The organism is Streptomyces sp. P13-3-3, assembly GCF_050571355.1.
GTDB classification, from domain to species: domain Bacteria; phylum Actinomycetota; class Actinomycetes; order Streptomycetales; family Streptomycetaceae; genus Streptomyces; species Streptomyces althioticus.
This window is the reverse complement of sequence record NZ_CP192228.1, coordinates 2,780,770-2,793,912: the sequence shown is the minus strand read 5'-3', so window position 1 is coordinate 2,793,912 and position 13,143 is coordinate 2,780,770. Positions and strand designations below refer to the sequence as shown.

Here is a 13,143-nt window from a genome sequence, read left to right as displayed (position 1 = left end):
CGGCCGGAACATGGGTGTTGCCACGGATGGACAGGTTCCGGGGCCGCCGCAAGGATCTTCGAGGCCGTCGTGTCGTCGCAGGTCAACGGGGTGTACCGGACAAAGCAGGGGATTCGGGCGCGTAGGGGACCGCCCGTGTGGGTACTCGGTGGCACCTTCCGGGGACGGGAGTGTGTGGTGGACGACACGGTGATCGTCGGAGTGGACGGCTCCTCCTCCAGCCTCGCCGCCGCCGATGTGGCGGCCGAGGAGGCGAGGCTGCGCGGGGCGCGCTTGCGCATCGTGCACGCGTTCGCCCGGCCCTCCGACCTGGATCCGATGATCCACGGGGTGCTGGCCGAGACGGAGCAGCGAATCAACGAGCGCGTCCCCGGACTGGAGATCACGCGCACCGTGGTGTCCGGCGACGCCCTGACGGTGCTGCGGACCGAGTCTCGGCACGCGGTGCTGACCGTGCTGGGGCGGCGCGGTCGGAGCCGTTTCGGCGATCTCCTGCTGGGCTCGACGACCATGCAGCTGGCGGCGCACGGGCACGGCCCTCTGATGGTGCTGCGCGGGCGGCCCGACCCGCAGGGCCCCGTCCTGCTGGCCGCGGACGGCTCCCCCGCCGGGAACGCCGCCGCGTCGTTCGCGTTCACGGAGGCCGCTCTGCGCGGGGCGCCGCTGATGGCCATGCACGTCTGGAACACCTGGAGCGAGCCCACACCGTACGAGGAACCGGGCGATCCGCTGAGCGTGGTGGTGGACCTCGACCAGCTCGAAATGCGTCACCGGCGGCTGCTGGAGGACGCCATGAAGCCCTGGATGGCCGCCCACCCGGACGTCATGGTCCAGCCGCGCCTCGAACGGGGCCGTGTCCGCCAGGCGCTCCTCGAGGCGACGGGTGAGGCGCAGCTGGTGGTGGCCGGGGCACGCGGCCACGGCGGGGTGGCCGGGATGCTGCTCGGCTCGGTCAGCCAGGCGCTGCTGCTCCACGCGGAGTGTCCGGTGACGGTGGTGCGGGCGCTGTAGCGAGGACGCGGCTCACGACCACCGTGTGATCGCCGCTCGCAGGCGCGGGTCGGCGCGCACCCAGATCTCACCCTCGGCCGCGTCGGACGGGGCGTCGGCACGTTCGAGGCCGAGGAACTCGATCAGCCCGAGCACCACGGCGCGTTCGGCCCGGTCGGCGTCCGCCCCCTGCGACTCGAAGAAGACGTAGTACCGGTCGCTCGGATCCACGCAGCCGGAGTCCGCCCAGATCCGCCCGATCTCCTCGAGCGCCGCCGTCTCCGTGGTGATCGCGGCGGCCCGTGCGGCACCGCGCGTCTCCGGCGGCTGGTCCAGGTCGGCGAGGTCGGTGAACCACTGTCCGAAGTGGTCGAGGCCGGCACATCCGTTCTCGAAGAACAGCATCGCGCCCGGGAGGTAGCGGTTGGCCCGCTCGACCCGGAGGTATTCGGGCCGGGGCCGGTCCGTGTCCTTGATCCGTGCGATCAGGCCCCGCCCGGGCATGAGGACCAGACTCTGCCCGGCGGGTTCGTCGGTGATGCTGCAGGCGTCGGCCTCCCGGCCGCGGAAGAACGCGGAGAACGCCACGTAGGCCTCCTGCGGATCGCCCACGGACACCTGCTGGTCGTTGCCGTCACCGGCGGCGAAGACGAACTGCTTCGGTCCGTGGGCGTAGGGGCGGGCCATGTGCGTCCTTCGTTCACGTGCGGAAGTGCCGTCAGCGTAGCGGCGTCGCCTTCCGCCCCGGATCAGCCCAGGAAACTCAACCGCACCTGGCGGCTGTGGTTGTCCACGTTGGTGTCGACCAGGCAGACCGACTGCCAGGTGCCCAGTTCCAGGCGGCCGTCGATCACGGGGAGCGTCGCGTGGGGCGGGACGAAGGCGGGGAGGACGTGGTCGCGGCCGTGGCCGGGGCTGCCGTGGCGGTGCTGCCAGCGGTCGTCGGCGGGGAGCAGGGTGTGCAGCGCGGACAGCAGGTCGTCGTCGCTGCCTGCGCCGGTCTCGATGACGGCGATGCCGGCCGTGGCGTGCGGCACGAAGACGTTGAGCAGGCCGTCCCGGCCGGCCGCCGCCTCCCTCAGGAAGGATTCACAGTCGCCGGTGATGTCGACGACCCGCTCGGCGGAGCCGGTGGTGAAGGTCAGGACTCGGGTGGTGAAGGCGTCGGACATACGACCATCCTGACGCACCCGGCGCCCCGCCCGTGCGTCCCGCACCGCACGGGCGGGGCGCGCGTCCGGGAAGATCCACCGCGCCCGGCGTGTTGGTGGAAGCGTGAACAATGTGCGCGAGGTCGAGGTGGTCGTCGTGGGCGCCGGGCAGGCCGGACTGTCGAGCGCCTATCACCTGCGGCGGACCGGCTTCGAGCCGGACCGCGACTTCGTGGTGCTGGACCACTCCCCCGCCCCCGGCGGCGCCTGGCAGTTCCGCTGGCCCTCGCTGACGTACGGCAAGGTGCACGGGATGCACGCGCTGCCCGGGATGGAGCTGACGGACGCCGATCCGACGCGGCCCTCCTCCGAGGTGATCGGCGCCTACTTCGACCGCTATGAGCGGACGTTCGACCTGCGGGTGCGCCGTCCGGTCGACGTGCGCGCGGTGCGGGAGGGGCCCGGCGGGCAGCTGCTGGTGGAGACCTCGCACGGCACCTGGGCGACCCGCGCGCTGATCAACGCGACCGGCACCTGGGACCGGCCGTTCTGGCCCCGCTATCCCGGCCAGGAGACGTTCCGCGGGCGGCAGTTGCACACCGCGCAGTACCCGGGACCCGAGGCGTTCGCCGGGCTGCGGGTGGTCGTGGTGGGCGGTGGCGCGTCCGGCACGCAGCATCTGCTGGAGATCGCGCCGTACGCGGCGGCCACCACCTGGGTGACCCGACGGCCGCCCGTATGGCGGGAGGAGCCCTTCGACGAGAACGCGGGCCGTGAGGCCGTCGCCCTCGTCGAGGAGCGGGTGCGGCAGGGGCTGCCCCCGCGCAGCGTGGTCTCCGTGACGGGGCTGCCGCTGAACGACGCGATCCGGCGGGGGCTCGAGGACGGTGTGCTCGACCGCCTGCCGATGTTCGACCGGATCGAGCCCGAGGGCGTGGTGTGGGACGACGGTCGCCGGGTCGCCGCGGACGTGATCCTGTGGGCGACCGGCTTCCGGCCCGTGATCGAGCATCTCTCGCCGCTGCGGCTGCGGGAGCCGGGCGGCGGGATCCGCGTGGAGGGGACCAGGGCGGTCGCCGACCCGCGGATCCACCTGGTCGGCTACGGCCCCTCGGCGAGCACGATCGGCGCCAACCGGGCCGGACGGGCCGCCGTGCGGGACATCAGGCGGCTGCTGGCCGAGGAGCCCGCCGCGGCCTGACCTGCGGTCATGTCGAGGACGGCTGCGCGGACCTCTCCGCCGCCTTCTTCCGTTCGGCCTCCGCCTCCGCCATGTTGCGCTGGTGCTCCGCGAGGTCCGCGGTGAAGCGGGTCTCCCCCTGCCGGACCGTGACGAAGTACAGCCAGTCGCCCGGGGTGGGGTTGATCGCGGCACGCACGGCGTCCTCGCCGGGGTTGTCGATGGGGGTCGGCGGCAGCCCCATGCGCCGGTAGGAGTTGTACGGGCTGTCGACCTCGGTGTCGGCGGGGGTGGTGCGCGCCTTGCTGCGGTTGAGGGCGTAGTCGACGGTGGAGTCCATCTGCAACGGCATTCCGCGTTCGAGGCGGTTGAAGATCACCCGGGCCACCTTGCCCATGTCGGCCTTGGTGGCCGCCTCGGCCTGGACGATGCTGGCGACGGTGACCGCCTGGTAGACGTTCATCGCGTTGCGCTGCGCGCCGGCGGCGACCGGGGCGCCGTTGAACTTCTTGTTGGCCGTGTCGACCATGCCGGCCAGCAGCTTCTGCGGGGTGGCGTTCTCCGGGAGCGGATACGTGTCCGGGAAGAGGTAACCCTCGGGGTTGCCGTCGGCCTCGTTCGGCAACTTGAGGTCGGCCTTGGCCAGGGACTTCTTGGTGGTGCCCGCGGGCAGGTCGAGGGTCTTGTCGATGGCGGCGTAGACCTGGCTCGCCCGCCATCCCGCGGGGACGACGAGGGCCTCGGGACGGGGCTCCTCCTCGTCGGCCATGATCAGCAGCGGCACCGCCACGGCGGTGCCGGCCACGACGGCCCCGAGCGTCGCCAGGGCGAATCGGCCGCGGCGCGTCAGTCGGATCGAGTTCCGTGACGGAGTGTTCGTCTGCATGCGGGCACGGTAACCCGCATACCGTCACAAACCCGGCATATTTTCAGGTTGTCGGCTCCAGTCGGGCGTCCCGTCGCACGAGGGCCGCATACCGTCCGCCGCGCTCCAGCAGTTCCTCGTGGGTCCCGCGCTCCACGACGCGCCCCGCGTCGAGGACCACGATCTGGTCGGCGCCTCGGACCGTGGACAGCCGGTGGGCGATGGTGATGGTGGTCCGGTCGGCCGACAGCGCGTCGATCGCGGCCTGCACCGCCGCCTCGGTACGGGTGTCCAGCGCGCTGGTCGCCTCGTCGAGGACGAGGACCGGAGGGTCGCGCAGGATGGTCCGGGCGATCGCCAGGCGCTGCTTCTCGCCGCCCGAGAAGCGGTGGCCGCGTTCCCCGACGACGGTGTCGTAGCCGTCCGGCAGGTCCGCGATGTGGTCGTGGATCTGGGCGGCCTTCGCCGCCGCGTGCAGCTCCTCGTCGGTGGCGTCGGGCTTGGCGAAGCGCAGGTTGTCGGCGACCGACGCGTGGAAGAGGTACGTCTCCTGGGAGACGACGCCGACCGCGCGGGCCAGTGTGTCGAAGTCGAGGTCGCGCACGTCCACCCCGTCGAGGGTGACGCGCCCGCCCGTGACGTCGTAGAGCCGCGGCACCAGGTGGCCGAGCGTGGACTTGCCGGCGCCGGTCGGACCGACGACGGCGAGGCTGCCGCCCGGCGGGACGGTGATGTCGATGCCGTCGAGGACCGGGCCGCCCTTGCCGTCGTAGCCGAAGGAGACCTTCTCGAAGCGGACCTCACCCTTCACGCGGTCCCGGCGCACCGGGTCCGCGCGCTCGGTGATGTCGATCGGCAGGTCGAGGTACTCGAAGATGCGCTGGAAGAGGGCGAGCGAGGTCTGGATCTGCACGCCGGTGGACAGCAGGCTGACCGCCGGGCGGAACAGGCCCTGCTGGAGCGAGACGAACGCGACGATGGTGCCGATCGACACCCCCGAGCCGCCCGAGTGCAGGGCGAGGCCGGCCGTCCAGTAGATGACCGCGGGCATGGCGGCCATGACGATGGTGATGACCGCCATCCGCCAGCGGCCCGCCATGTTCGACCGCACCTCAAGGTCGACCAGCCGCTCGGACTCGTCGGCGAAGGCCGCGGTCAGGGAGTCGGAGCGGCCCATCGTGCGGCCGAGCAGGATGCCGCTGACCGACAGCGACTCGGTGACGGTGGCCGCCATCGCCGCCATCTGCTTCTGGCGCCGGGTGGTGATCTTCTTGCGTTCGTTGCCGACACGGCGGCTGATCCAGACGAAGACCGGCAGCAGCGCGAGTGACACGACCGTCAGGCGCCAGTCGAGCGCGAGCATCGCCACGATCGTCGCGACCACGCTGGTGAGGTTGGAGACCAGCGAGGTCGCCGTCGACGTGACGGTGGCCTGCATGCCGCCGATGTCGTTGGCGATGCGGGACTGCACCTCGCCCGTGCGGGTGCGGGTGAAGAAGGCGAGCGACATGCGCTGCAGACGCCCGTAGACGGCGGTGCGCAGATCGTGCATGACACGCTGGCCCACGGTCGTGGAGATCAGGGTCTGCAGCACGCCGAAGACGCTGGTGAGCACGGCGCCGAGAATCATGCCGAGCACCAGCAGGCTGAGCAGCCCGGTGCGGCCCTCGGGCAGGGCGACGTCGAGGATCGCCTTCAGCAGGAACGGCGAGGCGACCGACACGAGCGACGACGCCCCGACGAGCAGTCCGACGATCGCGAGGCGGCCCCGGTAGGGGCGGAAGAGGCGCAGGATGCGCCGCACCTGCCGGGGTTCCTGCTCGGCTCCGGCGGGCGGCGTCCACGCGGGTGCGTGATCGGGGTGCATGGTCTCCTTCGAGGGGCGGTTGTCGATGAACAGTATTCATTGTTACCTGTACTCACAATGAACGGCATCCTGATAATGTTCCCGCATGACCGCCCCCGACCCCGACGGCCTGCTGGCCGAGCAGCTGCTCCGGCTCACCCGCCGGGTGCATCGCATCCAGAAACGCCATCTGGAGCGGCGCGAGCTCGGCATCACTCCTGCCCAGTCCCGGCTGCTGCGCACCCTCGCGCACTACGGCTCGCCGCCCCGCATGGCCGATCTCGCGGAGCGGCTGGAGGTGGTGCCCCGCGCGGTGACCACGCTGGTCGACGGGCTGGAGGCGCACGGCAAGGTGCGCAGGGTCCCGGATCCGGCCAACCGGCGGGTGATCCGCATCGAGCTGACCGACGAGGGCCGCGAGACGCTCCGCGAACTGCGCGCGGCGCGGCGGGCGGCGGCGTCGGAAATCCTCGCCCCGCTGGGCGAACGGGAGCGGGAGCAACTCGGGGACCTTCTGAACACCCTGGTCGACGGTCCGCCGGGACCGCCTTGCGAGGAGGGCGCGGCTCAGCGGCCGGGCAACGGCGGGAACTGACGCCCGCTCGCCCCGGACGCACACGTCCCAGGAGGGATGCACGTGTCCCGCACCCGGGCCGCGGCCGGGAAAACCAGTTGCCCAGGGGCTGGTGACGGAGTCAACCTGTCACGGTTTGCTGCCGCCGTCCGAGGACGTCCGCGGCCCTGCTCCGAGCCCCTGGGACACCATGCAGATTCACGACCTTCCCTATCCCGATCCGGGCGCGCCCGACGCCCGTTCGGGTCCTCGATTCCTGTGGTGGCTCTTCCGCAACCAGCTGGGCGGACAGCTCAAGGCGCTGGCCTGGGGCCTGCTGCACTTCGCCTCCGTGGCCTCGCTGCCGTTCTGCGTCGGCGCCGCCGTCCAGGCCGCGGTCGACCGCTCCGGCGGGGGGCTCGCGCTGGCGGGCGGGCTGCTGGCACTGGCCGGCGCGGGCGTCGCGGCCGGCGACACCTTCCTGCACCGCGCCGCCGTCACCAACTGGATCACCGCCGCCGCCCGGGTGCAGCAGCTCCTGGGCCGCAAGGCCGCCGTGCTGGGCTCCGCGCTGACCCGGCGGGTGGCCGCGGGCGAGGTCGTCGCGGTCTCCACGGGTGACGTGGAGAAGATCGGCTGGTTCGTGGAGGCCCTGTCCCGGTTCACCGCCGCCGCGGTCACCATCGTCGTCGTCACCGTCGGCCTCCTCGTCCACCAGCCCGCCCTGGGCGTCGTCGTCGCCGTGGGACTGCCCGTGCTGGCGCTCGCGGTGCTGCCGCTGCTGCCCGGGGCCACCCGGCGCGCGGACGTCCAGCGCGAGAAGGCCGGACGGGCCACCGAACTCGCCTCGGACACCGTCGCCGGACTACGGGTGCTGCGCGGCATCGGCGGCGAGGACCTGTTCCTCGACCGCTACCGCCGCGCCTCGCAGGAGGTCCGCCAGGCCGCCGTGCGCAGCGCGCGCATGTGGTCGCTGATCGCGGCCGTCCAGGTGCTGCTGCCGGGCCTGCTGCTGATCACCGTGGTCTGGTACGGCGTCCGCCTGGCCCGCGACGGCCGGATCGACGTCGGTGAACTGGTCACCGTCTACAGCTCGGTGATGCTCCTGACCTACCCCCTGCGGCACTTCGAGGAGATCGCGATGGCGTACTCCTTCTCGCGCCCCTCGGCCCGGCGGGCCGCGCGCGTGCTGTCGCTGGAGCGGGCCACGGACACCGCCGGCACACGCGCCGCCGAGACCCCGGCGGGCGACCTGTACGACCCGGAGACGGGGCTGTGCGCCTCGTCCGGGCTGCTCACCGCCGTGGTGTGCGGGGACCCGGACGCGGCGGGACGGCTGGCCGAACGGCTCGGCGGGCACGCCGCGGAGGAAGGCACCTCGGCGCTGCTCGGCGGGGTGCCCCTCGACGAACTGCCGCTGGACAGCGCCCGTACGGCCGTGCTGGTGCAGGACAAGGACCCGGTGCTGCTCTCCGGCACGCTGCGGGAGCTGCTCGACGTGCCCGCGTCCGGCGCGGTGGCCCCGGGGGCGGCGCTGGAGGCCGCGCAGTGCCAGGACGTGCTGGCCGCGCTGGTCCAGGGGTCGCTGGGCGCCGAGGACCCGATGGACGCCCGCGTCACCGAACGCGGGCGGTCGCTGTCCGGGGGGCAGCGCCAGCGGCTCGCGCTCGCCCGGTCCCTGGTCACCGACCCGGAGGTGCTGGTGCTGGACGAGCCGACCTCGGCCGTCGACTCGCACACCGAGGCGCGCGTCGCCGAGGGTGTGCGCGGCCTGCGGTCCGGACGCACCACGGTGGTGTTCACCTCGTCCCCGCTCCTGCTGGACCGCGCCGACCGGGTGGTGTTCCTGCACGAGGGCACGGTCGTCGCGGTGGGCGGCCACCGGGAGCTGGTGCGCACCGAGCCCCGCTACCGGGCCGTGGTGACCCGCGAGACGGAGGGAGAGACGGCGTCGTCCGCCGCGCTCCGCGTCGACGAGGGCGGGCGGCGCACGGACGAGGCGCCTGACGGCCTCGAGGAACTGGAAACGCTCGAAGAGATCGAGGAGACGGCATGATCGGCGTCGCGCCACCGGCGTACGACCCGGCGGCCCCGACGGCGGCCAGCACGCTGCCGGTGGGCGCGCCCGCGACCGTGCGCGCGTACGCGGCCGAGCTGTTGCGCCGGCACCGGCGGGCCTTCGTGCTGCTGGTCGCCGTCAACACGGTCGCGGTGATCGCCTCGATGGTCGGCCCGTACCTGCTGGGCGGGCTCGTGGAACGGGTCTCGTCCGGCGCGCGGGACCTGCATCTGGGACTCACTGCGACGGTGTTCGTCGCCGCCCTCGTGATGCAGGCGGGGTTCGTGCGGCAGGTGCGGCTGCGCGGGGCGATGCTCGGCGAGCGGATGCTGGCGGACCTGCGCGAGGACTTCCTGGTGCGGTCGGTCGGACTGCCGCCGGGCGTGCTGGAACGCGCCGGCACCGGCGATCTGCTGTCGCGGATCACCACCGACATCGACCGGCTCGGCAACGCCATGCGCGAGGCCGTGCCCCAGCTGGCGATCGGCGTGGTGTGGGTGGCCCTGCTGCTCGGCGGCCTGATCGTCACCGCGCCGGAACTGGCGCCGGCGGTGCTGGTCGCCGTGCCGCTGCTGGTGGCCGGCTGCCGCTGGTACTTCCGCCGGGCGCCCGGCGCCTACCGCTCGGAGGCTGCCGGGTACGCGGCGGTGGCCGCCGCGCTCGCCGAGACCGTGGACGCCGGGCGGACGGTGGAGGCGCACCGCCTCGGCCCGCGCCGCGTGGCGCTGACGGACCAGCGGGTGCGGGAGTGGACGGCCTGGGAGCGCTACACGCTGTGGCTGCGCTCGGTGCTGTTCCCCGTCATCAACGTCACCCACGTCACGGTCCTCGGGTCGGTCCTGATGATCGGCGGGGTGTTCGTGCTCCAGGGCTGGATCGGCGTCGGCCAGCTGACGACGGCCGCGCTGATCGCACAGATGCTGGTGGACCCGGTCGGGCTCATCCTGCGCTGGTACGACGAACTGCAGGTCGCGCAGGTGTCACTGGCCCGGCTGGTCGGCGTCCGGGACATCGAGCCCGACGCCGGGGACCCGGACATGACGCCCGAGGGGCGGCGGGTGCGGGCGGACACCGTGCACTTCGGCTATCTGGAGGGCGTTGACGTCCTGCGCAAGGTGTCCCTCGAGGTGCCGCCGGGGACCCGGATGGCCCTGGTGGGTCCCTCCGGCGCGGGCAAGTCCACGCTGGGCCGGCTGCTCGCGGGGATCTACGCGCCCCGGGAGGGACGCGTCACCCTCGGCGACGCGGAACTGTCCCGCATGACCGCGGAACGGGTCCGCTCCCACGTCGCCCTCGTCAACCAGGAGCACCACGTCTTCGTCGGCTCCCTCCGCGACAACCTGCGGCTCGCCCGCACCCACGCGGAGGACGCCGAGCTGTGGGCGGCGCTCGGCGCGGTCGACGCGGACGCGTGGGCGCGGGCGCTGGAGGACGGCCTCGACACGGAGGTCGGCTCCGGCGGGTTCGCGCTCACTCCGGCGCAGGCGCAGCAGATCGCGCTGGCCCGGCTGGTGCTGGCCGACCCGCACACGTTGGTCCTCGACGAGGCGACCTCGCTGCTCGACCCGCGCGCGGCACGTCACCTGGAGCGGTCCCTGGCCAGCGTCCTCGACGGCCGCACCGTCGTCGCCATCGCGCACCGCCTACACACGGCCCACGACGCGGATGTCATCGCCGTCGTCGAGAACGGCCGCATCAGCGAACTGGGCAGCCACGAGGAACTGGTCGCGGCGGACGGGGCGTACGCGGCACTGTGGCGCAGCTGGCACGGGTAACCGGGGCTCGCGCCCCGGGCTGTCCTGGGGCGAGGGACCGTTCGATCGCGGGGCGTCCCGGGCGGCGGGTCCGCGGGGCGGGGCAGCCCAGGGGCAGGGCGACCTTCGGTGACGGGGCGGCCCCAGGGGGGTGTTCTCGGGGCGGGCGTGCCGTAGCGCGGCGTCCTCAGGGCGGGCGCCCCGCAACCCGGCGTCCTCGGAGCGGGCGCCCCGCGACCCGGCGTCCTTGGAGCGGGCGTCCCGCAGCGCGGCGTCCTCAGGACGGGCGTGCCGTAGCACGGCGTCCCGGGGCGGGGCAGCCCGGGGGGAGGGCGGCCCCCGGGGTGGCGGGTGTCCTCGGAGCGGGCGCCCCGCAGCACAGCGCCCTCGGGCGGCCGTCCCGCAGCACGGCGTCCTCAGGGCGGGCGTCCCATGACACGGCGTCCTCGGGGCGGGGCAGCCCGGGGGCGGGGCGCGGCCCCTACACCCGGTGGCCTCGGGGCACGGTGACCCGCAGCTCGGTGACCTCGGAGCGCGGTGTCCCGCAGTTCGGTGGCCCCGGGGGCAGGTGACCCGCGACCGGAGGCATCGGGGCGGGGACCCGCAACCGGTGATTGGGGCGGGTGGCCCGCAACCGGTGATCGGGGCAGGCGGCCCGCAACCGGTGATCGGGGCAGGCGGCCCGCGACGGGGGTCGCTCGCCTCCCGGAGCGGCGAGGCGCCTCGCCGTCGGCCGGCGGTGTGGCGCGCCGCCGTCGGCGGGTGGGCCCACACCCCGCGCACGGTTCGTGAACGGGCCGGCCGGCACCTGCCGTGCGCCGCACAGCGTGGCGGCGACGGCGCGCGGGACAGCGGGCCGGCCCGCGCCGGTCGTCACGCGTGGCGTTGCGGGGTCGGGAGATCCGGTGGAAGGCTGGAAGCAGGCATCGGCTACGGGAGCGTCCGGGCCCGGTGATCGGGTCCTGGCGGGTCCGATGCCCGTGGAGACGGCCCGGTGCGGGCCACGGCGGGCGACGCGGCCCGCCCCACCCCCTGGAGGTGTCCGTGAACAGCGGTGACGGTTGGGGAGACGACGTCTACCAGCCCGACGCGTCCGAGATCCAGGACGACGCCGGACTGCTGGACGCCGAGGACACGCTGGAGACCGACGGTGTCGCCGACCCCCTCGACCGGGGCTGGTCCCCTCCCGAGCGGCCCCTGGCCGTGGAGCACTACGGTGTGACCGCCGCCGAGCAGCACGAGGGCGAGACGCTGGAGCAGCGGCTGGCCGAGGAGCTGCCGGACATGACCGTGCCGGACGACGACGGCGTCGGTGATTCCACCGGCACCGACGGGGAACTCCTGGACAACGAGGTCGGTGCGGCACGCTCCGGCCGGCTCGTCGCCCCCGACGAAGGGGCGCACGAGGACGACGAGGAGGCGCTGGTCGCCTACGACGTGGGCATCGACGGCGCCGCCGCCTCCGCCGAGGAGGCCGCCGTGCACATCGTCGACGAGGACAGCCTGCCCGGCTGACCCCGCCGTTTCCGGCCGCGCTCGCGGAACCCAGCCGCCCGAGGAGCACCCATGCAGAAGGACAAGCACCCCGACTACCACCCGGTCGTCTTCCGTGACCGGGCCGCCGGTTACGCCTTCCTCACCCGGTCGACCGCGTCCAGCGGGCAGACCATCGAGTGGGACGACGGCGAGACCTACCCGGTGGTGGACGTGGAGATCTCCTCGGAGAGCCACCCGTTCTACACGGGCAAGGCCAGGACCGTGGACACCGAGGGCCGCGTCGCCCGCTTCCAGCGCCGTTACGGCGGTGAAGGGGGCGAGGGCGGCGCGAGCGGCAGCTGACCCGCCCTCCGACAATCGCGCTCTATATGACGTTGAGCGCCGCCGCGCAGCCCACCCCGCCCAGCAGCATGAACGCCGGCATCAGCACCTTCAGCTCCACCCAGCTGCCGGCGCGGAACCGCATGGCCTTCGGCGGGCCGATCGGGTACCAGCGCTTGCGGCCCACGGGTATGGGCCACAGGATCGGGCAGCCGGAGACGGTCAGCGCGTCCCCGATGTCGTGCACGATCGCGCCGAGCACGATGGGCAGGCCCAGCCACAGGTACTCCTGACCGGGATCGGTGAACAGCCAGCTCGCCCCGTTCCCGGGCTCGTCGAGGATGCCCGCGATGATCCAGGCGCTGGTCGCCGCCAGCAGCCACACCAGCACGTCGCTGCTCGAGCCGCGCGCCGCCCGCCACAGCAGGCCCTCGATCGCGAGCACCATGTGCACGAACAAGATGAACAGGACCGCCCAGCGGCCGCCGGTGATCGCCAGCACCGAGGTGCCGCCGCCGACGAGGACCGCCCACAGCCAGGTGTGGGTGAGGGTGCGGTGACCGCCCGAACGACGGGGGTCGGCCGGTTTCCTCGTCGACTTGTAGACCGCGTAGGACAGCTTGTCGACGATCTCGCACAGCCAGCGGGAGACCGGGCCGAAGGACCGCGAGATGGTGGCGGACTTGTGGTCCAGGTCCGGGGCGAGTGCGGCCCCGGCGCAGATCAGCGCACCGGCCAGCAGCACGGGCCAGGGCATCGGGTGTCCGGCCGCGGCGGTCGCCGCTCCGACCCCGAGCCAGGCCGCGGCGCCCGACAGTGAGTGTGCTGGTCCCATCATGGCCTGTGCCCGCCCCATTCCTCTTTCGCCGCCGCCCGGTTGACCGGGGACGCTGACGCTGCGCCGGCGACACAGCGTAGCGGTAGTGA

At 73.5% G+C, this 13,143-nt stretch carries 12 protein-coding genes; 7 read left to right on the top strand and 5 right to left on the bottom strand.

Annotated elements, in window-relative coordinates; all coding sequences use genetic code 11:
• Positions 1 to 177 precede the first annotated feature (177 nt).
• Positions 178 to 1,011 (top strand): universal stress protein, encoded by an 834-nt coding sequence (locus tag ACQZOG_RS12745; protein ID WP_261674665.1) that lies wholly within the window; start codon positions 178 to 180, stop codon positions 1,009 to 1,011.
• Positions 1,012 to 1,023: 12 nt separating this feature from the next.
• On the opposite strand, the gene ACQZOG_RS12740 is transcribed toward ACQZOG_RS12745, so the two are convergent.
• Both ACQZOG_RS12740 and ACQZOG_RS12735 read right to left on the bottom strand, forming a co-directional pair.
• Complete coding sequence (locus ACQZOG_RS12740) at positions 1,024 to 1,677, bottom strand: hypothetical protein (protein WP_033277232.1); 654 nt, start codon at positions 1,675 to 1,677, stop codon at positions 1,024 to 1,026.
• Positions 1,678 to 1,739: 62 nt separating this feature from the next.
• On the bottom strand, positions 1,740 to 2,162 hold the full coding sequence (locus ACQZOG_RS12735) for a secondary thiamine-phosphate synthase enzyme YjbQ (RefSeq protein ID WP_033277231.1): 423 nt from the start codon (positions 2,160 to 2,162) through the stop codon (positions 1,740 to 1,742).
• Between the two features lie 103 nt (positions 2,163 to 2,265).
• On the opposite strand from ACQZOG_RS12735, the gene ACQZOG_RS12730 reads away from it, so the two are divergent.
• Entirely contained in the window at positions 2,266 to 3,342 is a 1,077-nt protein-coding gene (locus ACQZOG_RS12730) for an NAD(P)-binding domain-containing protein (RefSeq protein WP_033277230.1), read from the top strand.
• Between the two features lie 7 nt (positions 3,343 to 3,349).
• On the opposite strand, the gene mltG is transcribed toward ACQZOG_RS12730, so the two are convergent.
• Positions 3,350 to 4,207, bottom strand: coding sequence for an endolytic transglycosylase MltG (mltG, locus tag ACQZOG_RS12725; protein ID WP_033277229.1), 858 nt, complete (start codon positions 4,205 to 4,207; stop codon positions 3,350 to 3,352).
• 43 nt (positions 4,208 to 4,250) lie between these two features.
• Complete coding sequence (locus ACQZOG_RS12720) at positions 4,251 to 6,053, bottom strand: ABC transporter ATP-binding protein (RefSeq protein WP_359670974.1); 1,803 nt, start codon at positions 6,051 to 6,053, stop codon at positions 4,251 to 4,253.
• An 85-nt stretch (positions 6,054 to 6,138) separates the two neighbouring features.
• On the opposite strand from ACQZOG_RS12720, the gene ACQZOG_RS12715 reads away from it, so the two are divergent.
• From ACQZOG_RS12715 to ACQZOG_RS12695, 5 genes are all read left to right on the top strand, one after another.
• A complete protein-coding gene (locus ACQZOG_RS12715; protein WP_037638312.1) occupies positions 6,139 to 6,627 on the top strand; it encodes a MarR family winged helix-turn-helix transcriptional regulator in 489 nt (162 codons plus the stop codon).
• Between the two features lie 169 nt (positions 6,628 to 6,796).
• Positions 6,797 to 8,641 carry an ABC transporter ATP-binding protein gene (locus tag ACQZOG_RS12710; RefSeq protein WP_359670972.1) on the top strand — a complete coding sequence of 615 codons (1,845 nt, stop codon included), beginning with the start codon at positions 6,797 to 6,799 and terminating at the stop codon, positions 8,639 to 8,641.
• Positions 8,638 to 10,419, top strand: coding sequence for an ABC transporter ATP-binding protein (locus ACQZOG_RS12705; RefSeq protein ID WP_033277225.1), 1,782 nt, complete (start codon positions 8,638 to 8,640; stop codon positions 10,417 to 10,419). The genes ACQZOG_RS12710 and ACQZOG_RS12705 overlap by 4 nt, the downstream gene beginning before the upstream one ends.
• 1,023 nt (positions 10,420 to 11,442) lie before the next feature.
• Entirely contained in the window at positions 11,443 to 11,913 is a 471-nt protein-coding gene (locus ACQZOG_RS12700) for a DUF5709 domain-containing protein (protein ID WP_033277224.1), read from the top strand.
• A gap of 51 nt (positions 11,914 to 11,964) precedes the next feature.
• Positions 11,965 to 12,237, top strand: a complete 273-nt coding sequence (locus tag ACQZOG_RS12695; protein ID WP_033277223.1) for a type B 50S ribosomal protein L31 — start codon at positions 11,965 to 11,967, stop codon at positions 12,235 to 12,237.
• Between the two features lie 22 nt (positions 12,238 to 12,259).
• Here ACQZOG_RS12695 and ACQZOG_RS12690 read toward each other — a convergent pair whose 3' ends face one another.
• On the bottom strand, positions 12,260 to 13,054 hold the full coding sequence (locus tag ACQZOG_RS12690; RefSeq protein ID WP_058915631.1) for a metal-dependent hydrolase: 795 nt from the start codon (positions 13,052 to 13,054) through the stop codon (positions 12,260 to 12,262).
• Positions 13,055 to 13,143: the final 89 nt, after the last annotated feature.